The sequence below is a fragment of the Porphyromonas uenonis DSM 23387 = JCM 13868 genome (assembly GCF_000482365.1).
Taxonomy (GTDB): domain Bacteria; phylum Bacteroidota; class Bacteroidia; order Bacteroidales; family Porphyromonadaceae; genus Porphyromonas; species Porphyromonas uenonis.
The window spans coordinates 159,264-183,573 of sequence record NZ_KI535308.1 but is presented as its reverse complement, the minus strand read 5'-3'; the positions used below and the strand labels follow the sequence as shown (position 1 = coordinate 183,573).

10 protein-coding genes are annotated in these 24,310 nt (G+C 52.3%); 8 read left to right on the top strand and 2 right to left on the bottom strand.

What is annotated here, in order from left to right:
- Positions 1–3 precede the first annotated feature (3 nt).
- The gene (locus L215_RS0107300; protein WP_025883641.1) at positions 4–597 is read right to left on the bottom strand and encodes an ATP synthase subunit E; all 594 of its coding nucleotides are present in this window, start codon (positions 595–597) and stop codon (positions 4–6) included.
- 708 nt (positions 598–1,305) lie between these two features.
- Here L215_RS0107300 and L215_RS0107295 point away from each other — a divergent pair.
- The 7 genes from L215_RS0107295 (at position 1,306) to sov (ending at position 22,256) form a co-directional block, all read left to right on the top strand.
- Complete coding sequence (locus tag L215_RS0107295) at positions 1,306–2,529, top strand: DUF4876 domain-containing protein (RefSeq protein WP_044111893.1); 1,224 nt, start codon at positions 1,306–1,308, stop codon at positions 2,527–2,529.
- A gap of 95 nt (positions 2,530–2,624) precedes the next feature.
- Entirely contained in the window at positions 2,625–5,444 is a 2,820-nt protein-coding gene (locus tag L215_RS0107290; protein ID WP_027451565.1) for a TonB-dependent receptor, read from the top strand.
- 6 nt (positions 5,445–5,450) lie between these two features.
- Positions 5,451–7,127, top strand: a complete 1,677-nt coding sequence (locus L215_RS0107285; protein WP_025883642.1) for a DUF6850 family outer membrane beta-barrel protein — start codon at positions 5,451–5,453, stop codon at positions 7,125–7,127.
- 8 nt (positions 7,128–7,135) lie between these two features.
- On the top strand, positions 7,136–10,066 hold the full coding sequence (locus L215_RS0107280; RefSeq protein WP_025883643.1) for a leucine-rich repeat domain-containing protein: 2,931 nt from the start codon (positions 7,136–7,138) through the stop codon (positions 10,064–10,066).
- Between the two features lie 49 nt (positions 10,067–10,115).
- Positions 10,116–13,505 (top strand): InlB B-repeat-containing protein, encoded by a 3,390-nt coding sequence (locus L215_RS0107275; protein ID WP_027451564.1) that lies wholly within the window; start codon positions 10,116–10,118, stop codon positions 13,503–13,505.
- Between the two features lie 476 nt (positions 13,506–13,981).
- A complete protein-coding gene (gene ruvA / locus L215_RS0107265; RefSeq protein WP_027451563.1) occupies positions 13,982–14,590 on the top strand; it encodes a Holliday junction branch migration protein RuvA in 609 nt (202 codons plus the stop codon).
- A gap of 190 nt (positions 14,591–14,780) precedes the next feature.
- On the top strand, positions 14,781–22,256 hold the full coding sequence (gene sov / locus L215_RS0107260) for a T9SS outer membrane translocon Sov/SprA (protein WP_244869679.1): 7,476 nt from the start codon (positions 14,781–14,783) through the stop codon (positions 22,254–22,256).
- Between the two features lie 269 nt (positions 22,257–22,525).
- Here the strand turns inward: sov and L215_RS0107255 are convergent, their stop codons facing one another.
- Entirely contained in the window at positions 22,526–22,966 is a 441-nt protein-coding gene (locus tag L215_RS0107255) for a DUF6078 family protein (RefSeq protein WP_025884067.1), read from the bottom strand.
- A 538-nt stretch (positions 22,967–23,504) separates the two neighbouring features.
- Here L215_RS0107255 and L215_RS0107250 point away from each other — a divergent pair.
- Positions 23,505–24,071, top strand: coding sequence for a hypothetical protein (locus L215_RS0107250; protein ID WP_025884066.1), 567 nt, complete (start codon positions 23,505–23,507; stop codon positions 24,069–24,071).
- Positions 24,072–24,310: the final 239 nt, after the last annotated feature.

Genomic DNA, 24,310 nt, shown 5'->3' with positions numbered 1-24,310 from the left:
TACTTAGAAAAGCTCCTCCACAAGACGAGGACGTAGGAAGCTCTTGAAGAAGTTGACAAACTCCTCCTCACCGAAGTTGACCTTGTACGAGCCATCAGCAGGTGCTACGGAGAAGCCTGCACCTTGAGCTGATCCTGTACGGATCGTTACCTGACCGCTATCTAGTAGCGCCTTAGCGTTGCCGAGCATATACTTCTCCAGCGCCTCAGCGTTGGCCGTCTCGATGACCATCGGCTCACCGACCGTCCACTGCTGTACGATGGCGAGCATCAACTTCTGCATAAAGTCTGCATCAGTCGTCATCGCCTTGACATTGTCACGTACGATGCGATCGGTCAGACTATCTGCGATGGTACTCTGCGTAGAGCTAACCACCTGCTCAGCGTATAGCTTGAGCTCTGCTTGGGTGTTTTTTGTTAGATCCGCTGCCTGACGCTGAGCATCACTCACGATGCGCTGTGCCTCGGCCTGTGCGGTAGCGACCATTTCGTCGCTCTGCTGCTTAGCCTTGGCTAAGATCTGAGCAGCCTCTTGATTTCCCTTTTCTACCCCTTCGTGGTAGATTTTGTCGGTGAGTTCCTTAATCTTGGAGTCCATCTATCTTGTTTAGTAGTCTATGTATTAGCATGGCTTGTAGAGCGTACTAGCAGTGAGCATCTGCGTGGGTGTACGCTCTTAACAGTGGCAAAGGTAATAATTTGCTCCAATAATTACAACGCTTCAAGCCCCAGAAGCGAAAAATCTTTGTAGAAGTAAGGGTAGGAAGCGACTAAAGTTGTCACTTCGTGGTGGCGAATGATGATCCCTACGGAGGAATCTGCAAATAGCTGGCTGGAAAACGAACATTCTTCAGGGAGGCGGGATATAAAAGTTCGGAAGAATGAAATGAAACTTCGAAAGAAAGATTTCGAAGTTCCGAAGAGTTTGTCCGTTCCTCGGTGGGGATTTTCGATTTCCTCCGACGAAACTGGATTTTCCTCCGCATGAAACTGGATTTTCCTCCGCATGAAACTGGATTTTCATGGGCATGAAAATACTTGGTCATGAGAGGAGCCGAATCAATGATCCCGTAATTACCTTACAGTTGGGACTGAATTTGCCATCGGATGTGTCCCTCCTCTCGTGCGTGTCTCACTCCATCTATTTAGCTATCCCAGAGGCTGTAAAATACCTAAAGATAGGGATGTAGAGCGCCTGTAGGCTCTCTAACTTTGCAAAGAATTTCGGCGGGGGATGACTTAACTTGAGCGCATGCTCGCTGAATCTAGAAGTTTATAAAGCATCAAATAAATCAATCCTAAGACAATGAGAATACCTAAGGTTACATCAATCACACTAGTGCTGATCGCACTATCCGCCCTCATACTGGGTGGCTGTAATGAAGATCCGAATAACCCAGAGCCCAATAAAGGCACACAGTGCAAAGTGACTGTGCAGCTGGGGCTAGACAAGGAGGTCGAGCTCGCCAAGCTCATGCTCACCGTCACCGATAGTCGCACGCTCAAGAAGAGCGAGGCGGAGGTCGACAAGAAGAGCCGTACCGTAGAGCTAACCCTTGATAAGGGTACCTATAGCTTTGCCGTATCGGGTGAGACTACAGATCACCGCACACTCGTGGGGGCTAAGGAAAACGTCGTCGTCAGCGATGCTATGACTCTCTCCATACCTGTCCAGATAGGTGAGGCTCCTACGCCAGAAAAGCCTCAGCTCATCTTTGGTGACATCTTCTTCAATGGCGAGACCAATGGTCGTATGATGCACCCAGATCAGTACTTTATGATAGTCAACAATGGGGAGAAGACCGAGTACCTCGACGGTGTCTGCTACGCAGTGACTGCTCATGGTAACCCAATGCCAGAGACTCCCTGGACTAACTATCTAGCAGACAAAGGGGAGCTACCCGTGGGTGGTATCTATCAGTTCCCTGGTAGTGGTAAGGAGTATCCAATCAAGCCTGGAGAGTTCAAGATTGTGGCTGCGACGGCTATCAATCATCATACCGAGGATAAGCCAAACTCTGTAGACCTCTCAGGAGCTGACTTTGAGTTCCTCTTCCCAGAGGTAGAGCTTCCTGCTGGAGATGGCAAGACAATCAAGATTACAGACACGGACAACCCCGATGTGCCTAATATGAATATCATCGTAGACTGCTTCTCTAGTACGGGTATCGCACATCCCAGAGGCTTTTGGCCACCACTCCTCTTTAAGGTGGAGGGCGATCTGAGTGCATTCCTTAAGGATCATGTCATGCAGGTGACTAATAAAAAGGGCGAAACGGAGAACTACTACACCATCCCTGTAGACCTTATCCTAGATGGCGTGGAGACGGGTTGCGAAGGGCAGTTCAAGACGCGTGCGCTACCGATTACAGTAGACAAGGGAAACTTCTACGTGACGGGTTGCCACCGTCAGCAGCTAGCACACCGCAAGACGGAGATGCGTAATGGTCGCACCTATTGGATCGACACCAACGACTCGACCAACGACTATGAGCGTGTACAGGGGCAAAACGCTTATCCTAAGAAGTAAGAGACTACCTAAGTCTACCATATCGTAATTATCTACCGTAGGGGGGCGTGCATAGATACGTCCCCCTACCTTACCTCACTGACCGCACACACACTATGGCTATGCTACACAGACATACGCTACTGACGCTCATCACGCTTTGGCTCTTGCTCCTACCCGAGCTCAGCCTAGCCATGTCGTATACGACTCCTCCGCCAGCATTCGGCATCACAGGACGTGTACGCAATGCTAAGGACCATGCTCCTATCGGATGGGCTACAGTAGGGATTAGCGAGACCAATCAGGGCGTAGTCTGTGATGCTGATGGTCGCTTTACCCTGCCTCTCCGACAGGGCGGTACCTACACGCTGGTGGTGCGCTGTGTCGGCTTCGCATCGTATAGTCGCACGCTATCGGTCCAGGGGCTAGAGCAGGTTGACATCTCCCTACGTAGGCTGAGCATTGAGCTACCTGAGGTGGAGGTGCTGGGTGCCTACCGCAAGGACAAGAGCGAGGTGGTCATCGGTCAGGAGGCTATGCAAAACATACAGCCCGTCTCGATAAAAGATATCTTGCTCCTACTCCCAGGCGCTGTGACCACGACGCCTGGCATAGGAGACTTCAAGGGGGTGACCAATCGTCAGGTAGGACAGGACGATAACAGCTCCCTCGGCACCTCAATCATGATAGATGGTGCTCCTATTACCAACGATGCCTCTCGTGTGCAGATGCAGGGGCTGACCGGTATGAGTCGCTTCTCGACCTACCTGCCAGATCGGGTGGTCACGAAGCGTAGCTCGCTCAACTCGGGGATAGATCTGCGTACGCTCTCGACCAATCACTACGACCGTGTCGAGGTAGAGCAGGGTATCAGCCCCGCCTCTGAGGGTAATCTAAGTAGTGGAGCGATCAAGCTACACCCTAAGCGTGGAGTGACGCCATGGGAGGGGCGTGCTAAGGTAGACCCGCTCTTCAAGTTAGCTTATATAGGCAAGGGTATAGCTCTCGGCTCTACGGGTTACAACAGCCTACACATTGGCGGCGATGTGGTAGACTACCGAAGTGATCCTAGAGAGCGCCTAGAGCGCTATACAAGAGCTACAGCGCAGCTCTCCTATGCCTATCATAGAGACCTCGGAGATACTGGAGGTGTGCTAGATGTGACCGCTACGCTACACCAGACCGCCTCTATACAAAACAGCCGCACGGACGAGCTGGTAGAGCAGCAAGATGAGCGATACAATACAGAGTACTACCGCACAACACTGGTGGCTAATGCTCGCTGGTCGCCTCAGCTCTCGTGGCTCAGGACTTTGTCGTGGAGATCGACGGTGGACTATACCTATGACCTCCTCAGTCGTAAGTATCTCTATCTATCTGGGCGAGGTCCCGCTGTCATGCCTATCAGTAGGGAGATGGGACTGCAAGAGGGCGAGTTCCTCCCCACCTCTTACTACGCTTACTACAAGATGGATAATCAGCCCTTGGCGCTCCAGACCACACTATCGTGTGAGAGTCCTATGGCTTGGCTGGCTCCTCTACAGCAGACACTACTATATGGTGTCGACTACTCCATTGCTAAAAACTGGGGACGAGGTGCCGTCATAGATCCTTCCCGCCCTCCTTATCCTGGTGACAATACGTTTATATGGGTTCGCCCTAACTATGCCATCCCAGCGCTCTCGAGTATAGCAGCCTTCCTAGAGGATCGGCTCTTCGTCTCATTAGGTAGTCACCGCATAGATGGCAACGTGGGACTACGTGCCACGCAGATGCTCAATCTACCGCACAACTATCGTCTAGCGCACGAGATACTACTCGACCCACGCATCAAGCTCTCGTGGACCTATACGGCACCCTCGGGCTTTGCCACGGCTGTGCGCCTAGGATATGGTGTGGCTCATAAGCTACCCACGCTAGACTATCTATATCCAGACAACGTCTACCGATACTTCTCCGCTCTTAACGCCTACTACAGCGACCCTAAGAGAGACCACTTGATGACTTACGCGATCAAGCACGACCCCTCCAACCCTAATCTAAGGGCTATGAGTAATGAGAAGAAGGAGATCGGCATAGATCTCTCTTATCAGCGCTATACGCTCGCTGTGACGCTCTTTCAGGAGGATATGAATAGCGGATACGCCTACGCTCCAGCCTATTATCCGATCACTTATCCTACCTACCGCCGTCCTATCGGAGGCTCGCTCCCTGCGGGTAAGAGACCTGTCAAGGAGGACTTCTATGAGGACCTTTACCAAGACTTTACCTCGCTCTCAACGGTGCAAAACTCTGAGCGAACGGTGAAGCGTGGCATCGAGTACCGTCTGCGGACTCCTTACTTTAAGGCTATCCGCACGCAGTTTGAGCTCAATGGAGCTTACTACCACACGCTATACGCCTCTGCCATACCCGTTATGTACCGTCCAGAGATTATTGAGTTCGACGTTAAGTACCCTTACGTAGGTATCTACGGCAAGGGGGATCATCGTCACTACCACCGTGTCAATACCAATCTATGGGCTACAACGCACATTCCCGAGTGGGGGGTGATACTAACCAACTTCTTTCAGGTGATATGGTTTAGCAAGTCTTATTATGGGCGTGAGCAGAGCCCTTATCCCTATGAACTGATGGATCTGAATGGTCGCAAGCTACCTGTCGGTGAGAAGGAGATCGCACAGATGAATGACCTCTCCTCTCCGATGCGCTACCTCAATAGATCTCTCGATGAACTCTACTATCGGGCGAATATAAAGCCGATATCTGTGCGTATGAGCTTCAAGGGTACGAAGCAACTAGGCGAGCACATCCGGCTCTCATTCTTTATCGACAACATTATAGACATTTCTCCGAAGTATCTGCAGAAAGATAAGACGACGGCTCGTGAGTGGGTCGTACCTTACTTTGGACTAGAGACCTCCGTAAAGTTTTAGCACACTATGTATCTACACGCCTTGACCCACGCCTCTCTATCTATCCGTAGCTTCGCCCTTTGCTTACTACTGCTCGGCTATGTAGCGGTAGCAAAGGCGCAGACGCTCGCTTCCCCCTTTATCATAGGGCAGGGAGAGGTCTATAGCTCTGCGCTCCAGAGGTACTATGAGGAGATCACACCACGAGTTGAGGATAAGCTTGCTAAGGTACGCTACACAATCCCAATGGAGATACCGCAAGACACGACCTATGCTCTCGTGGGACTACGGAGTAACTACCTCTCTCAGGACGGGGTCAGAGCTCCTTACGAGGGAGCTACGGAGACGGCTGGAGAGCTACTGGCGATGGGTGTGGCAAACTTTAAGCATCGAGGTCGTCTCAGTGGCTATGTCTCCGTAGGCTTAGGCTATCAGGGCGCGATAGGTTACTCAGCCATACGACAGCCTGAGTACTACCTACCATACCTTGTCGCTGACACTTCTGGCGGTGCCTATCGCTACGAGCATTATATCGCAGGCGCTCTCTATGCGCTCAGACGAGGTGCCTCAGAGCTGGGCGCTGGGCTACACTTCGCTGGGGAGATAGCCTATAAGTACGAAGACCCTCGTGTCTACAATACGACTGGTACTCTACAAGCGACCCTAGGTTACAAGCATCACTTTAGCTCGCTAGATCTATCGGCTACGCTACATGCGCTCTATCATCGTAAGTATATGAACTTATGGCTCTGGAGACCCTCACAGCAGGACAAGTTCCCGCTAACGTACGGCTTTGGAATGGTGGATGTGCAGAATACTAAAATCTTCTTTGGCACCTCTCGTATGCACTATATGGGTGGTGTGGCAGTAGACTTACTATTAAGGAGTAGACAGCGAGAGCTCGGAGCTCCTCACTATACGCTCTTACTCTCTGACCAACTCTACAAGATGCGGACGGAAGAGTCGTCCGCTGCTGGGCTCTTCGGACTCCTTAACAATAATGTGAGACTGCTCAGTAGTGCAGGGTGGGGGAGATGTACTTTGGCTCTAGAGAGTAGCATACTACATCGTCTAGGTACCGAGTATATCTATGCGACCCATCAGCCAGACCAAGAGCATCTCACCATCACAGATCTACGCCAGATCGGTCAGCGACAGACCTATCGGCAGGCAGACTACGACGCTCAGCTCAGAGGACGTTACCAGATCCCTCTCTCCTCTAGGCATCAGCTAGCTCTCTCCCTCGGCGGGGGCTATCACTATCATCAGGAGCTTTACAAGGGAAGTTCTAATCACATAGACTATAGTGTCGTGAGACCCTGGGCGGGTTGTGACTATCGGTACAGCGATCGTCTCTACACGGCTCTCTCCGTGGCGTATCGTTTACCGCTCTCATCGACCTATGTCGTGGAGCGTGGCTACAAGGATCAGCTCGACTACCAGCTGGCTTACCTGCCTCTACTGAGTAAGCTCAAGTCTGGTCTAGAGCTTAGATGGCACAGTCAGCTATCCATCTCACTGCCACGTAGCCAAGCGATGACCATAAGCGTGGATGCCTTCTACGCTCCTAGTCGACTAAGCACAAGACGACCTCTCTACGAGGGTAGGCCGACTACTACCTCGGGTATATTTAGCCATCCAGAGCTAATCGGGGAGCAGGCACGCTCCTACGGACTCTTCCTCTCCTTGACTTACCATATCTAATTCCTCTTATGAATATTCTCAAGCATTTATTCTTCCTTGCCTCTCTTGGCATAGCAACCTGCGCCACAGCTCAGAGCACTGCGGAGTCCATAACTATAACTCCCACGGGACAGTATAGCGAGCTCACTGGCTATATCTCTGGTGAACAACTGTGGATTGACTTAAATGGCAATAGAACTCTTGACTCTGGCGAAGCTGTCCAGTCAGGTAAGAAGATGGTCAAAGCATTGCAAAACAACCATCTCCCCTTGACAATCTATGGCAAGACGATAACAGAGTTGATACTACAAAACAGTGAGACTCCAGATCAAATCGAAGCCATAGATCTGACCGCAGCGCACTCACTCATTAAGCTAAACCTGAGAGGAAACCCCATCGTTGGTGAGCTTAGTCTCCAGTCTTGTCCAAGCATTGCTGAGGTCAATCTGAGAGAGACGATGCTAGAAGTTATCAATGCGACAGCTTGCTATTCGCTCACCCATCTATACGCCTCGGATAGTCCTAAGCTTCACAGTCTCCTCCTCTCAGATTGCAATAGATTATCGTGGCTCGAAGCTGATCGATGCGCTCTCCAGAACCCGATACTCAAGGGAGCCATATCGCTTTCCTCCATTCATCTAGATGACAATGAGCTGACGGAGCTAAATATCCCGATGGCTTGTACCAATCTCAAGGTCGTTAGTGTATCCAACAATCCGAATCTAAAGGAGCTGTCAATCCGTGCACTCGCTACCGTGACGGGGCTCTACGCCTCTCGTTGTGGGCTTACTGCTATAGATCTCTCTCGAGGTGCTCTGCTAGAGAGCGTAGATCTCTCTTGTAATGAGCTTCGCGAGCTTACCCTACATGTCAATCCGACACGCCTCAAGGAGCTTCGGATCTACCAAAACAAATTCTCGCTAGAGCGCATGAAGCAACTCGTGTCTACGCTTCCTGCAGATGATAAGTCTAGAGAGGAGAAGCGTCTCATAGCTATCAATACGCAGGGTATAACGCCTCGAGAAGCAAATGTCTGCTCTAAGAGTGTTGTCTCCCTGGCGAATAGTCTAGGATGGGATGTCTATGACTATCACGGTGGTGTAGAGCAACTCTACGCAGGCTCTAGTGACCCAACGATTGACCCGACCAAGGAAGGATTTATTATTACGACTCAGCAGCAACCTGGGGGAGAGCTCTCTCTTGACTTGAAGGGGAGCAATCTCTTTATAGATCTCAATGGTAACAATCTCTGTGACCCTGGTGAGAGTCTCCAGGTGGGACATAATCGCATCACTCTCTCGGAGCGAAACATCGTAACCATCTACGGATCTGACATAACAGAGGTGCGTATCCCCAATGGTCAGCTAAAGGGTGTCGATCTTGCTCAGGCTCCTCATATAGAGTCTTTAGATCTTAGTCATAACCTGCTGGAGTTTGTTGACCTATCTGCACAGCAACAGCTCAAAGAGCTAGACCTAAGTCACAACTACCTGAGAAGCCTCCTGCTACCATCGCGAGCCCCAATGAACAAGCTTACACTAGCTTTCAATCAAATCTCTTCGATAGAGCTACCCGCCTATCACGATCTGCGGGAGCTTTGGCTTAGCAACAATAGTTTTACCTCCTTTAACCCGCTAGCCCTTAAGTCGCTTCAAGAGCTACATGTCGAAGTCAATAAGATAGATCTCATAGCAATGCGAGAGCTAGTCTCACAGCTACCTACCAAGGCGACCTCAGAGACTAAGTGTAAGTTGTACGCAGTCGATACTACTGCTCCCGATGAGGCTAATCACATCTCCAAGAGTATGGTCACCACTGCACGCTCCAAAGGCTGGTCCGTCTACAATGGTCAGACAGCTAACTATGAGGGGGAGCCTGACCAAAAGCTCGGAGAGCATGCAGAGCGCATTGCCATAACTGTCAGCTCCGAGGATCCCACGCTACTCTCATTCTTCCCTAAAGGCGAGGATTGCTGGGTTGATCTCAATGGCAACGATAGCTATGACCCAGGTGAAGAGATTGACGCAAGCACAGGACGTAAGCATCAGATTAGGGTCGTCAGTAAGCAGACCTTCACACTCTATGGTCGGCAGATTACAGAGCTGCGGATCAATGACCAAGCACATGTTTCTAAGGTAGATGCCTCCGAGGCTCACTCGATAGAGCTACTATGGGTTCGAGACAACGACCTATCGGAGATTATACTGCCTAAAGGCAAGACACTCAAAAATCTAGATCTCTCCAATAATAAGCTCTCTGGAGATATAGACCTGCGTCCCTACACGGCTCTGGAGAAGCTATTTCTAGTCACCAATGCTTATCAGAGCGTTGCTGTGTCAGGGCTGCAACAACTAAAGGTCCTATCTCTGAGCGAGAACAAGCTCTCTACGATAGACCTTACAGGTTGTGACAATCTGCAGGAACTATACCTAGCGTCTAATCAGCTCACAAGCGTGGACTGTAGTCACCTCCACAAGCTGGAGACGCTTTCGGTCTTTAGAAATCAGATCAAGCGTCAAGCTATGCAGCAACTCATCGATGGACTAAACGACATCGCTCCATCGTTCAAGATACGAGGCAAAATCTTCAACGTCCTCTATGTCACCAGAGATGGTCAGCCATCTCTAGAGGAGCACAACGAGCTGACGCCAGAGCAGATCAAGCAGGCCGAGCAGAAGCAGTGGACCGTCAATGGCTGGAAGGAGGGTGGTGGCGTCACTGTCATCACAGCTCTTCAAGAGTGTGCCACTCCATCAGTGGATGCCTTGACTTGGTACCCGATAGAGAGTGGATGGGTCATTGCTCCACAGCATCTAGATGGTACGGCTATCCTCTCCGTCTTCTCACTTGAGGGGGCACTGATATATAGAGGTCTTGCTGATCAAATGCTTGAGATACACACGCCACTCCATAAGGCATTACTAGTCTATGGCAATCAGCGATATCTACTGATACGATGAGAGACTATAGACAGCTATATCATAACTTACATTTCAACAAATACAATCTATGACAAAACGAATACTTTACCCGATTGTCTTTGCCCTGCTGCTCCTCATGGGAGGATGGGGCAATAAGGCAAGCGGTCAGTCTAGCGGAGCGACTTATGCCGTCCGCTACACCCTACCCAAGGGTGTCTCTGACCTAAGATGTGTTACCTACTTCCCCCCAGAGGGCAAGGTGGTAGTGACCTCAGGACGCAAGATTCCTGCGGGCGTACAGCTCACCTTTACGGCAACTGTCGAGGCTGGCTATGAGATCGACCACTGGATGGTCAATGGTGAGCTCACCCAGCATGAGCCCGAGGCCTATGGAGGTGCCAAGATAATGGAGATGGAGATGCCCGGAGAGGACATCGATGTCGTCATCGTGATGAAGGAGCCTGAGACAGCTACAGATGAATGCACCGTTAGACTCACACCCTCTACGTCTGATGGAGGCATGCTCAGTGCATACTATCTTGAGCGTAATCCATTCACAGGAGATGAGGAGGAGACCTACATCAATGATGGCGATCGGGTTCCTAAACTCACAACACTCAAGGCTACAGCCGTGCCAAACTCGGGCTATACCATAGGGCAGTGGTACCAAGATGGTGTCGCAATAGAAGGCTCTAAGGGAAGGGAGAGTGTGTCCGTAATAGTTCGTGGCAATACTGAGATCAAGGTAGACTTTGAGTCTTCAGGACAGAGCTTTGAGGGGGTCGTCTTTACATTCCAAGAGGACACTCCCGAGGGCACCATTACTGCCTATTACGAGGATGACAACTTCAATCACAAAGCCTTCCACTCGGGAGATAAAGTCCCCATGGGTAAGATGGCTTACTTCACTGCTACCCCAAAAGCGGGTTACGAATTTGACTATTGGACCCTCAATGGAGAGAAAGGAAGTCCCTATCTGATGGTTGTCGACGAGCACACCTGTAAGCTTACTGCAGAAGAAGACGACAACATCGGTGCCGTCTTCAAGCAGACCACTCCAGCAGGGCACAAGATTACGCTTACAGCTGGCGAGGGGGGTACGCTCCAGTGCTTCCTGTCTACTGGTCCAGAGGTGCAGTCTGGTAGCACTGTCGATGACGGTGTCGCTCTACGGTTCAACGCTAAGCCTATGAACGGCTACAAGACAGATCAGTGGAAGATCAATGGTGAGCTATATACAAGGGGCAAGGGTAAGAACACCATCACCCAAAAAGCTGACAAGCCACTCAATGTCGAGGTCTCCTTCCTCAAGGACATAGAGCTTTACACGGTCGAGTATGTCGCAGAGGAGGGTGGTACTATCAAGAGTGCCACATACTATGATCGTACTACTTACAACTACGTAGACTTTCAGAGTGGCGAGAAGCTACCCAAGGACTCCGAGGTTGACATTGAGGTCGAGCCAAAGGCGGGCTATGTCGTAGACCTTTGGTATCTCAATGATAATCCTATTGACGCCTCCAAGGGCAAAACTAGCCAAACCATCAAGATCAGTGATAATAGCAAGATCCGCATCACCTTTGCTACTAAGCCCAAGCAGACCGTAACGTATACTGCTAGCACTGGTGGTACCATCCAAGGTACTCTGCTAGGCACCGCCTTTGACTCTGGATCTAAGCTTGACGAGGGCTCGTACATTATATTTACCGCTACTCCCGATGAGGGGTATGAGGTTGATCAGTGGCGTATAGATGATGAGGTCGTCACGCGCTATGCTGGCAAGAAGGAGATACAGGAGCGTCTTGGCAATAAGCCTCTCAAGGTGGAGGTCTCCTTCAAGAAGCTTCCAGTAACCTTCCCTGTTGTCTTCACCGCTGGTGAGGGTGGTACTATCGTAGCTACTGTAGCTGAGGGGTCGGCTCAGAAGACCATTACGAGTGGTGATGCCATCGTTCAGTACAGCCGAGTCACATTCACCGCAAAGCCAGAGAGTGGCTACCTTGTTGATCAGTGGACTGTCAATGATCAGACTCAGCAATTCTTCGCTGGTAAGCCAGAACTCACTCGCTCTGTTCGTGAAGCTCTCAAGGTACATGTAACCTTTAAGGAGGACAAGCCTGCTAAGCTCTGCACGATCAACTATACCAATGAGAATGAGTGGGGTACGCTCGTCGCTTATTATGACACGCAAGCCTCTGGACGTACCAATGTCAAGCCTGGAGATAAGGTAGAGGAGGGATATATGATCACCTTCCTAGCTACTCCTAAGGAGGGCTACACCATTGATCACTGGACATACAACGGTACCAAGACTTCTACTGTCAAGCCCGAGATGCTGACCGTTACGGCAAAGGAAGATATGACTGTCGCCGTGGTATGCAACAAGGCAAAGCTATGTACCGTAACCTTTGATGCTGTCAGTGAGGGTGGCAAGATGACTGCCTCTTACCTCAAGGACGAAGGGTTCAACGGCTACAAGGATGTTTACATCAACTCTGGCGAGCAGGTGCCTGCAGGTACCGAAGTGACTTTTGTCGTGACACTCACTGAGGGCTACACGCTGGAGCATTGGCTCGTCAACAATACGAAAAAGGCCTGCGACAAATACAGTCCGCTCCGCCTACGCGAGCTTGTGATCAACGAAGATACAGAGGTTAAGGCCGTCTATAAGGCTCCTCAGAAGCCTCAGCATGCCGTCACCTTTACCGCTGGTGAGGGTGGTACTATCGCAGCAACGGTTGGTACCGAGGCTAAGGCTATCGAGAGCAAGGATCAGGTAGAGCAGGGTGCTGTTATTACCTTTACCGCTACGCCTAAGGAGGGCTATGAGCTAGACCACTGGATGGTCGATGGCAAGCCTGCCGTCGCTGGTGCCGATACGAAGATCGAGGGCAATAAGCTCATCGTCACTCTAGGCGACCAGGACCTCAAGGTCGAGGCTACCTTCAAGAAGCTCATCGTCAAGCATGCCGTTACCTTTACCGCTGGTGAGGGTGGTACTATCGCTGCAACGGTTGGTGCCGAGGCTAAGGCTATCCAGAGCAAGGATCAGGTAGAGCAGGGTGCAGTCATCACCTTTACCGCTACGCCTAAGGAGGACTATGAGCTAGACCACTGGATGGTCAATGGCAAGCCTGCCGTCGCTGGTGCCGATACGAAGATCGAGGGCAATAAGCTCATCGTCACATTGGGCGACCAGGACCTCAAGGTCGAGGCTACCTTCCGCAAGGTGAATGCTATCTCTCAGATCTCTGAGGCAGAGCTAGCTGTCTATCCTAACCCCTTTGCAGAGCGTATCGTCATCACGATACCAGCAGAGTGTATCGGTCAGACAGCCTACCTAACCTCTACGCAGGGAGAGGTCGTCCTGCAGATGACTCTAGAGCAGACTGAGACCGTCCTCTACACAGACGCGCTCAGCCATGGCACCTACCTGCTACGAGTAGGTAGTCACTCACAGCTACTGATCAAAGAGTAATGATGCCAGACGGGTACCTTACCGTCTAAGCCTCTGAGACTGCTCTCATAGTAGTCTCTACAATGCGAGGGAGGAGATACCGTATTGGTGTATCTCCTCCCTTATTCTATATGTTCGTCGGTACAGGCGTAGCGCCCCTTCCCAGAGCCTGGATGTTTCCAATGGTGGAAAGCTTTTGGAAACTTGAGCTCGCGATCGCCTCCACGGAGGAATCTGCAGATAGCTGGCTGGAAAACGAACATTCTCCAGGGAGGCGCGAAATAAAAGTTCGGAAGAATGAAATGAAACTTCGGAAGAAGCAAATCAAAGTTCCGAAGAATTTGTTCGCTCCTCGGTGGAGATTTCCGATTTCCTTCGACGAAACTGGATTTTCATGGGCATGAAACTGAAGTTTCTTCCCGATGAAACTCTGATAGCTTCGTACCCTTTGGCCAATTACCACTAACTTTGCGGTGATTTACCTAGATACTAAGATTATGATTGCATACTTGCGTGGCACGATAGATACGCTCACACCGACCAATGCCTATGTGGACTGTAGCGGGGTGGGCTACGATGTCAATATATCGCTCTCTACTTATGATACGCTGCATGGGCTGGAGCGTGAGGCTCCTGTGCGGCTCTGGATCACGGAGGTGATGCGTCAGGGAGAGGTGTGTGACCTGTACGGCTTCTACACGAGGGAGGAGCAGGCGCTCTTTGCGAAGTTGATCACCGTGTCTGGTGTGGGGCCCGCTACGGCTCGGGTGATCCTATCTAGTCTGGCACCGCTGGAGCTGGCGGAGGTGATCGAGAGTGGCGATGACAAGCGCCTCAAGATGGTCAAGGGTATCGGACTCAAGACGGCACAGCGCATCATTGTGGATCTCAAGGGCAAGCTCCCTGAGACGCTGACGGATCGTGACGATGTGACGGCGGGTATCGGTTCGCGGGCTGCTCGTGAGGTGGCTGAGGAGGCGATCTCGGCGCTCAAGATGCTGGGCTTTGCGGAGGCCAATGTGCGCAAGGTGGTGAAGCAGATTATGACTGTCAAGCCCGACACACCTGTCGAGCAAGTGATCAAGCAGGCGCTGGCGCAGCTCTGATCTTAGAGGTTAGACTTTAGACTTTAGAGATTAGAGGGTTAGAGGCTTGGGTACAACAAAACGAGCGCCCGAACGTTACATAACTAACTCTATAATTATAGACAGACACTAGATGATCCCTAGGCGCAGGATACTATGTGCATGGCTGGCGTTGCTCTGCGCATTGGTAGGTGTGGTGAGATTGCTCGCTATGCCAGCCCTCTCCGTATCTGCTACGGAGCGTCCTGCACAGCCGGATAGTCTGCGCTACCCTGTGCAGCCGACAGCGCCTGAGTCGTATGAGTGGCTCGAGCAGGAGTCGGCCCTGGATCTGCGCACGCCGAGCGTGGTGACGCACGAATTCGTCTACAATCCCGCCACGGGGTTTTATCTACTGGTTACCAAGGTGGGCGGCAAGCAGGTGGGTACACCGATTCCCTACACGCTGGAGCAGTACATTGCCTATGTGGAGCGCAATGGCGTGCAGAGCTACTTCCTGGAGCGTGCAGAGCAAGATGAGAAGGAGCAGCAGGGTAAGGGGTTCAACCCGTTTGACTTTGGCTTCGAGCTAGGCCCTGCGGAGAAAATCTTTGGCCCAGGTGGCGTACGGGTGCGGACACAAGGCTCTGCGGAGGTGTCGATGGGTGTCAAGAGCAATGCTACGGACAATCCCTCGATCCCGATTCGCTCACGGAGACATACCTTCTTTGACTTCGATCAGAAGATCCAGGCTAATGTACAGGCGTCGGTGGGTACGAAGCTCAACTTTAACCTAAACTACAATACGCAGGCTACCTTTGACTTCGACAGTAAGAAGCTCAAGCTAGCCTACGAGGGCGAGGAGGATGACATAATCAAGGTGCTAGAGGCGGGCAATGTGTCGCTACAGTCGAAGAACTCGCTGATACAGGGCGGTGCGTCGCTCTTCGGTATTCACAGCAAACTGCAGTTTGGCAAGCTCGATGTGGACTTTGTCGTGAGCCAGCAGGAGGCGGAGACGAAGCGCGTCTCGACAGATCGTGGAGCGCAGACGACACCTTTTGAGTTTTCGGCCAATCAGTATGACGAGAATAGGCACTTTTACCTAGGGCACTACTTCCGAGACCACTACAACAAGGCGATGTCTACGCTGCCTTTTATCTCTTCGGGCGTTAAGATCAACCGCATCGAGGTGTGGGTGACCAATAAGCGGGGCAACTTCGACGAGGCGCGCAACATTGTCGCTTTTACCGACCTGGGTGAGGCGGAGCGTGTGGCGGCTCGTGGTGTCACGACGAATGGATCGACGCAGGGACTGCCTGCCAATCAGGCGAACTCGCTCTACAGTTGGCTACTCGGACAGCCAGCTCTGCGCCAGGTGGATCAGGTGAGCCAGGTGCTAGAGGGGCAGCTACGTGGCGGTGACGACTATGCGAAGATAGAGAGTGCTCGCCGTCTGAATGCCAATGAGTACCGCATCAACGACCAGCTCGGTACGCTCTCGCTGCAGGTGCGTCTCCAGCCGGATGAGGTGGTGGGTGTAGCCTTTGAGTACACTTATCAGGGCAAGGTCTATCAGGTGGGTGAGTTTAGCTCGGACCGCTCGGATCGCACGGCGGACAACCTTTTTGTCAAGCTGCTCAAGGGCGCATCGATGACCCCGACGGCTCCTTACTGGCAGTTTATGATGCGCAACGTCTACAGCCTTGGGAGCAGCGTCTACAATCTCAAAGCGGAGAACTTCAAGCTCGATGTCTTCTACCGCAACGATAGCACCGGCACGGCTGTACCTTATATCAATGAGGGCAAGGTGGCGGGGCAACTCCTCACACGGGTCCTAGGAATGGACCGCCTGGATTCGCGCAATGAGCCACACCCTGATGGGGTCTTTGACTTTGTCCCAGGCTATACGGTTGATGCGGAGCGTGGGCTCGTCATCTTTACCTCTACGGAGCCTTTTGGTAGTTACTTGGCGGAGCAGATAGGCGACCCCGCCATTGCCGAGCGCTACGTCTATCGTGAGATCTACGATACGACGATGGTCGCAGCGCAGCAGGTGGCCGAGCGCGATAAGTTTATCTTGCGAGGCGAGTACCAAGCGGCAAATAGCGGGCAGATCTCGCTCGGGGCGATGAATGTGACCCCAGGGTCGGTGCGTGTGACGGCTGGTGGGGCGACGCTCGTGGAGAATGTGGACTATACGGTCAACTACGCCATGGGTACCGTCACAATCCTCAACGAGGCAATCCTCAACAGTGGCACGCGTGTCGATGTCTCTCTGGAGAATAGGGGCTTCCTCAACTTGCAGCGCAAGACGGTGCTGGGACTGGACCTGAACTATCACTTTACGCCAAACTTAACGCTGGGCGGTACCTTTATGTATCTCAGCGAGATGCCACTGACTGCCAAGCCTGCCATGGGACGTGAGTCAATGCAAAACAGCCTTTGGGGACTCAATCTCTCATGGCGCACCGAGTCTCAGTGGCTGACGCGTATCCTAGACTACATCCCGCTCCTGGACTTGACCAAGCCGTCGGAGATTGCGCTCAACATGGAGTTTGCCCACCTGATCCCAGGGCACTACGAGGGGCGCTACACCAAGGGGCATAGCTATATTGACGACTTTGAGACTTCGCAGAGCAGCATTGACTTGCTCAATCCCTACGCCTGGATGCTGAGCTCTACGCCGTGGCACGACCCTGCGGACGGAGCGGCCGATCTCTTCCCCGAGGCTCGAATGGTCAATGATCTGCGCTACGGTAATCGGCGAGCTTTACTCAACTGGTTTTACATAGACCCGATGCTGAACCGTGCTGGCTCTTCGCTGACGCCCTCTTATCTGCGGAACAATCCCGACATGCTCTCGAACCATTACTCGCGAGAGGTGCGCATGGCGGAGCTATTCCCCTATAGAGATGAGAACTTTGCCCAGCAGTCTTACCTCCAGACGCTCTGCCTTGCTTACTATCCCAATGAGCGTGGTCCGTACAACCTCAACAGCGATCAGGTCGGTAGCGATGGCAAGCTCACCAACCCAACGGAGAACTGGGGCGGTATGATGCGCAAGATAGACCAAAGCGACTTTGAGGCAGCCAATATTGAGTACATCGAGTTCTGGATGATGGATCCCTTCATCTATCCTGAGACGGCACCGACGAGTGGCAAACTCTTCTTCAACCTGGGCGAAGTGTCGGAGGAGGTGCTGAAGGATGAGAAGAAGTTCTTTGAGAATGGTATGCCGCTCAATGATGACCCCTCGGCAACCATTGAGACGGTCTGGGGGCGCGTGCCTATTCGTCAGACGGCCGGCTACTCCTTTGACAATGCTGCTGGGGCGCGTAGCAAGCAGGATGTGGGCTTCAATGGACTAAGCTCTGATCAGGAGAAGGCTTTCCCGGCTTATGCCAACTATCTCTCTGCAATCCGTGGCAAGGTGTCGGGCGAAGTGCTCGAGCAGTGGCAGGGCGATCCGATGAGTCCGCTGAATGATCCGGCGGGTGATGGCTTCCGCCACTACCGTGATGAGCGATATGACCAGCTACAGGCTTCTATCCTCGAGCGATACAAGTACTACAACGGAGTCGAGGGCAATAGTGCTGAGGCAACCAATGAGACTGGCTCCTACAGCGTGGCGAGCCGTGTCGTGCCGGATGTGGAGGACATCAACCAAGACAACACGCTCAACGAGCAGGAGCGTTACTTCGAGTACGAGATAGCGCTCTCGCCTGCCGAGATGCAGGTGGGGCGCAACTACATCGTTGACGAGCGCTCGGTCAATGTGAAGCTGGCCAACGGCAAGCAAGAGACGGTCAAGTGGTATCAGTTCAAGATCCCCGTACGAGAGCCGACCCGCAGGGTAGGGGGCATAGCCGACCTCAAGAGTATTCGCTTCATGCGCCTTTACCTGACGCAGTGGGACAAGCCTGTGGTCTTGCGCTTCGGTACCTTCAAGATGGTGCGTGGCGAGTGGCGACAGTATGACCGCCCGCTACACGCTCCTGCCGTCACGCCTATATCTAATGGCACGATGGAGGTCAATACGGTCAACATCGAGGAGAACGGTGACCGCAAGCCGATCAACTATATCCTTCCGCCGGGCGTCTCTCGTAGCGTCAGCCCCAGTCAGGCGCAAGCCATTCGTCAGAACGAGCAGGCACTCAGCCTACGCATCAAGCGACTAGCTCCAGGCGATGCCCGAGCTGTCTACAAGAATACGGGGCTAGACCTACGTCGCTACAAGCGCATCGAGCTATTTGTCCATGCCGAGGAGCTCCCCGAGGAGGGAACGCCCACGGGCAATGGCGAGATGACCGCTTTCCTCCGCTTAGGCTCTGACTACACAAACAACTATTACGAGTACAGCGTCCCTCTCGAGCTGACTCCCTTCGGCACTTACAGTGACAATGCTAAGGATAGAGAGATGGTTTGGCCACGGGACAACAAGGTAGACTTCCGCTTTGACCTCCTCACGGGGCTCAAGATGCGACGCAACGCTGCGCAGGCTAATGGCGAGACCGACCTCTATACGCCTTATTCGGTGCCCGACGCTGAGCGTCCACGCAACACCGTCACTGTGATGGGTAATCCCTCGCTGAGCAATGTCAAGACCATCATGATCGGTGTGCGAAACAGCGCTGGCCAGATCAAGAGTGCCGAGATCTGGGTCAATGAGCTACGCCTGAGCGAGTACCAAGAGCAGGGCGGCTGGGCGACCAATGCCGATCTGCAGGTGCAGCTGAGCGATCTAGGTTCGTTTAGCGCACGAGGCTCTTACCGCACCGCGGGCTTTGGCGCACTCGATCAGTCGCTTGCGCAGAGACAGCTAGAGGATACCGGCTTCCTCAACCTCTCGACGCAGGTGGAGCTGGGTAAGTTCTTCCCCGAGAAAGCAAAGGTGCGCATACCGCTCTACTACAGCTACCAAGACGAAGTGATCCGTCCGCAGTACAACCCGCTAGACCAAGACCTCCTCCTCACGGAGGCACTCGACAATGCCGCCAACGAGTCGGTCCGTGACTCCATCAAGACGATGACGCTGACACGTACCCAGGCTCATGCGCTGTCGCTCTCCAATGTGGGGGTCAACATACAGAGCAAGACTCCGATGCCGTATGACCCAGCCAACTTTACGCTCGGCTACTCGATGTCTTGGGACGAGAAGAACAGCCCCGAGATTGTCTACGACCGCAATCGTACGTGGCAAGCTACGGCGCAGTATCAGTATACGCCTGTGGTGGCTCCGTGGAAGCCTTTTGACAAGCTACAGCAAGGGAAGAACGCCTCCGAAGCGATCCGCACGGTCACCTCGACGCTGAGAGGTTATCAGATCAACTACCTCCCCTCACGGATTGCTTTCAACAGCTCCATCCTGCGCAACTACAGCGAGCATCAGGTGCGCAACCTCATGCCTGGCGGAGGGGCTATGGCTGACTGGTCGCTACCAGCCACCTTCGTGCAGAACTTCGTCTGGCAGCGTGCCGCAAACGTTGTCTGGAACCCCACGACCAATCTCAAGCTCTCCTTTAACTCGGGCACCAACGCACGCATCGTAGAGCCACACGTACAGGTCAATCGTGAGCTAGCTCCCGACGACTACACGCTATGGCGCGACTCCGTCTGGCAGAGCATACGTAGCTGGGGGCTCCCGATGCAGTACAACCAGACTGCCAATGCCACCTACACGCTCCCGCTCGCCCTCATTCCCTTTATGGACTTCGTCTCAGCCACCGCCACTTATATGGCTTCGTACAATTGGGACCGTGGAGCCTTGACCCAGCAGGGAGCCTCCATGGGCAACGTGGTGCGCAACCAGATGAAGCTCGATGGACGGGTCAACATCCTCTTCCAGACACTTTACCGTAAGTTCGACTGGTACAAAGATTACGAGAAGCGACAGAACAAGAGCAACAACCGAAACAACCGCTCCGCCGCTCGCCGAGATGCTCGTGCCAGTCGCTCCGATGAGGAGTCTACGGACAAAGCTCCCGCAGCCTCACAGCGCAAGAAGCCTGCGCCTCTGCGCTTTACCAAAGAGGTGGTCCTACGCCCCGACACGACGATTACCATCAACCACCAGCTGGGCAGTGCTAAGCCCGAGGTGACCGCTAAGGATTCGCTCGGACACAACTACCCCGTCAAGTATGCCGTGGTCAATCCCAACAGCATCACCGTCACAGGCACCGACTCCGTCACGATACGGGTCAACGTCTACGCTGCCGACAAAGCTCGTGAGATGCGCATGGAGCGCATCTATCCTTACATTGATGCGGGTATCTCCTTGCTCACCTTCCTGCGTGACATCTCGCTCACCTATACCCGCACCTCGTCGCTGCACTTGCCCGGCTTCCTCCCCGACATCAAGGCTGCGGGCGGGCAGGGTTACCCGATGCAGGGTGTGATGGCTCCAGGCCTTGCCTTTGCCTTTGGCTTTACAGACAATGACTATGTTCGTGAGGCGGCACAGCGTGGCTGGCTCCTCAAGCAAGCGGAAAACATCAACCCCGCTATGTACTCCCTCTCCGAAGATGCCACGGCACGTCTCAACCTCGAGCCACTCAAAGACCTCAAAGTGACGCTCACTTGGGACTATCACACCAATAGAGCGGTGCAGACGCAGTATATGTTTGAGGGTGCTCCCGAGACTTACAGCGGTACCTTTACCGCTGGAACCATTGGACTCAAGGGCTTCTTCGCTAGTGCTAATGCCAGCAATGGCTACAAGACTGCCACCTTCGACAATCTCCTCAGCTACCAGCAGGAGATGGTGCAGCGACTGACCAACCAATACAACGCTATCGCTGGAGCAGACGCTCCCGAGGTGCGTCCCAACAGTCCCGACGTACTGATCCCCGCCTTCATCGCTGCCTATACGGCTCGTGGTCTAGACGGAGCGACGCCATTCCACTCGATCTGGCGCACCCTCCCCAACTGGAGCATCACCTACACGGGGCTAACTAAGATCCCCGTCTTAGCAGACCTCTTCCGCAACTTCTCCCTTTCCCACACCTATCGCAATAGTTATAGTGTGGCGAACTACAACTCCTTCATCTCCTGGAAACCGATTGAGCAGCAGTTACGCATGGGCTACATAGAGATGCCCGCCGACGGTGCCTCGGGTGGCGCAAATGGTATGCGTCGTGTCGCCTCCTCGCCTTACGACATCACGCAGGTCTCCATTCGTGAGTCCTTTGCACCGCTCATTGGCGTAGAGATGACCTTGCAAAGTGGATTGGGCCTCAACGCTCGCTGGAATAAGTCGCGAGACCTGATGCTCAACCTCACCTCCTTCCAGGTCATCGAAAACAGCCGCAACGAAATCTCCGTCGGGATCAATTACAAGATCGATGACTTCAGCAAGCTCATCGGCATCAAGCGTCGGGCACCTCAGCGCACGGGAGCACAGGCGCAGGGCGGTAAAAAGGAGAATCCGCTCTTTGCCTCGGGCGGTGCTATGACCCTGCGCTGCGAGTACTCGTACAATCACTCCTCGATGCTCATTCGCAAGATACAGGAAGCCTTCACACAGGCGACCAATGGCAATGTGGCGCACGTCATCAAGCTCAGTGCCGACTACGCACTCAGCCGTATGCTCACCATACGAGGCTACTTCGACTGGAATATGAATCACCCGCTCGTGAGCACCGCCTCCTTCCCCGTGAACAATACCTCCTTTGGCGTCGCCCTCCGCATCAGCCTCACGCAGCAGTAACGCCACAGCATACTAATCTGTAGCCCGCTGTAGGAACGCTATCCGTGCGTCTCACAGCGGGCTACTTACATTTGTCTGAGACTGTTGCAAAAGTCAACAGTCTCACAATCTTGCTTGCAAGATTGTCTAGACTTTGCAGAAAGGATGAAGCGCAAGGCGCTGAGGGTGAGGTCTGAAGGGAGCATACCTCCGTATGTGACCGAAGCCGAATCCCGAAAGCAACGCAGCGATTCGCCTTTATGCAACAGTCTCTTGTCTACGTCCTAGGATCAGTACCAAGTGTAGCGCATCTCATAGCGGTCAAAAGGCTCCTCGCCCGTACAACCATAAGTACGCAGTAACGCCTGTAGCTTCGCCTGCTCCGCTGGTGAGAGCGGGATGTCGCCACGCTTGATACGGTAGAATTGTGTCTTCGCGTGCTTTGCGATCAGGTAGTTAGTAAATGCCACATAGTTATTGTGGCTCATCTCACCCATCGCCTTGGTTAGCCCTCTAGCATAGCGCTCGGGGCTGTCTGAGCGGTACAGTTCGCAAGCCTTCCCCTCCTGATATTGGGGGTGGTGGCTATTGATCAGTGTGAAGGTACGCTCTCCACTTAGCACCTGAGATGCGAAGTGCGCATGCAAGCAATGCGTGCGCTCGCTACAGCTCTCGGAGGTGCAGATGGGATAGCCGAAGGGAACCTGTTCGTTTACAACTTCTCTCTTCATAGTCATCTGTAATTTTAAGAGATTTATAATTTAGTTATTGAGGAGGTTACGAGCGTAAGTGTGGCAGGTCGAGCTCTTCACTGGACGATTTTCCGCACTTACGTTGCTTTCCTCATGCCAAAGGTACAAAAGATCCAGCAAAGCGAGCTAACTATCAGTGCCACTAGGATGAAACAAAAGTTCCATACAGGGTGAAACTTTAGTTTCATAGGTAAGAAACTGGAGTTTCATAGGTAGGAAACTAGAGTTTCATAGGTAGGAAACTAGAGTTTCATACGAAGGAAACTAGAGATTGGTCGAAATCGAGTAGTCGGGAAGTATTGCTGTCCGATAAAAGTTCAGCGGAAGAAGAGTTTTTGCTCAAGAGGGGGGCAGGGAAGACTTAAATGGAATGTGCGGAACTCCCTGCGAAGTTTTTTCCTACATTTGTAATCGTGTTGCACTTGACACTGGAATGTGCTGTCATCAAAAACATCATTCTTGAGAAATTGCATTAGCGGGAGGAATGTACGCTTTATATATACTTAAATAACCACACATGATACTGTCTATAGTAATACTACAACTTGTTGTTTGCTCCACTATTTGGGGACAAACAATAAGTTTACCCATAGCCCCCTTGGATATCAACTTAAAACACATTAATCAATCGGACTCTTTAGGTAAAAAAACGGGGTATTGGTGTGAAGCTACTGATGACAATGTTTCACTATGCTTCTATGCTGATGGAGTTAAAGACGGCTTTGCTCAGATATACAGGAAGTTGGGACATGATAGATATTATCTCGCAGCCTCTGGATATTACCGCAATAATAGGCCAGTGCATCAATGGCTGTTTTTCTATGCTAATGGTATGGTTTCCTTCTCACAAACCAAAATCTCAAAGAATTCAGACTTTCTAAAAGAGGCGCGAAAGGCAGGATTTTATAACCCAAGCTCAACACTGCAATGCTATATGATAAATTATGATGTTGATGGCAAAATCACTTCAGAAGGATGGTGCATATTTCAAGATGATGTAGAAGCTGATGCAGAGGAAGTAGGGACATGGAAATACTACACTTCGCAAGGCGTAAAAACGGTAAACGAGTCCTTGAAATATTGAGAAGTGTGATGTTGTGCAGATCCAAGACGCATCCCGTATGCAGGGAATGAGAGTTACAATAGCAATCGTCTTGAATCTTGTAATGAGCCTAATCTATTTATTAGCCATGTGCCTGATAAATAGATTAGCTCCTATAGCCCATCCTAATGTCGCTTATGGATTGACTATGGTAGTGTGGACTATCATGCTGTTTACCACTCAATCCTTATTACTGCTATTGTTGTTTTGGAGCAAACGCA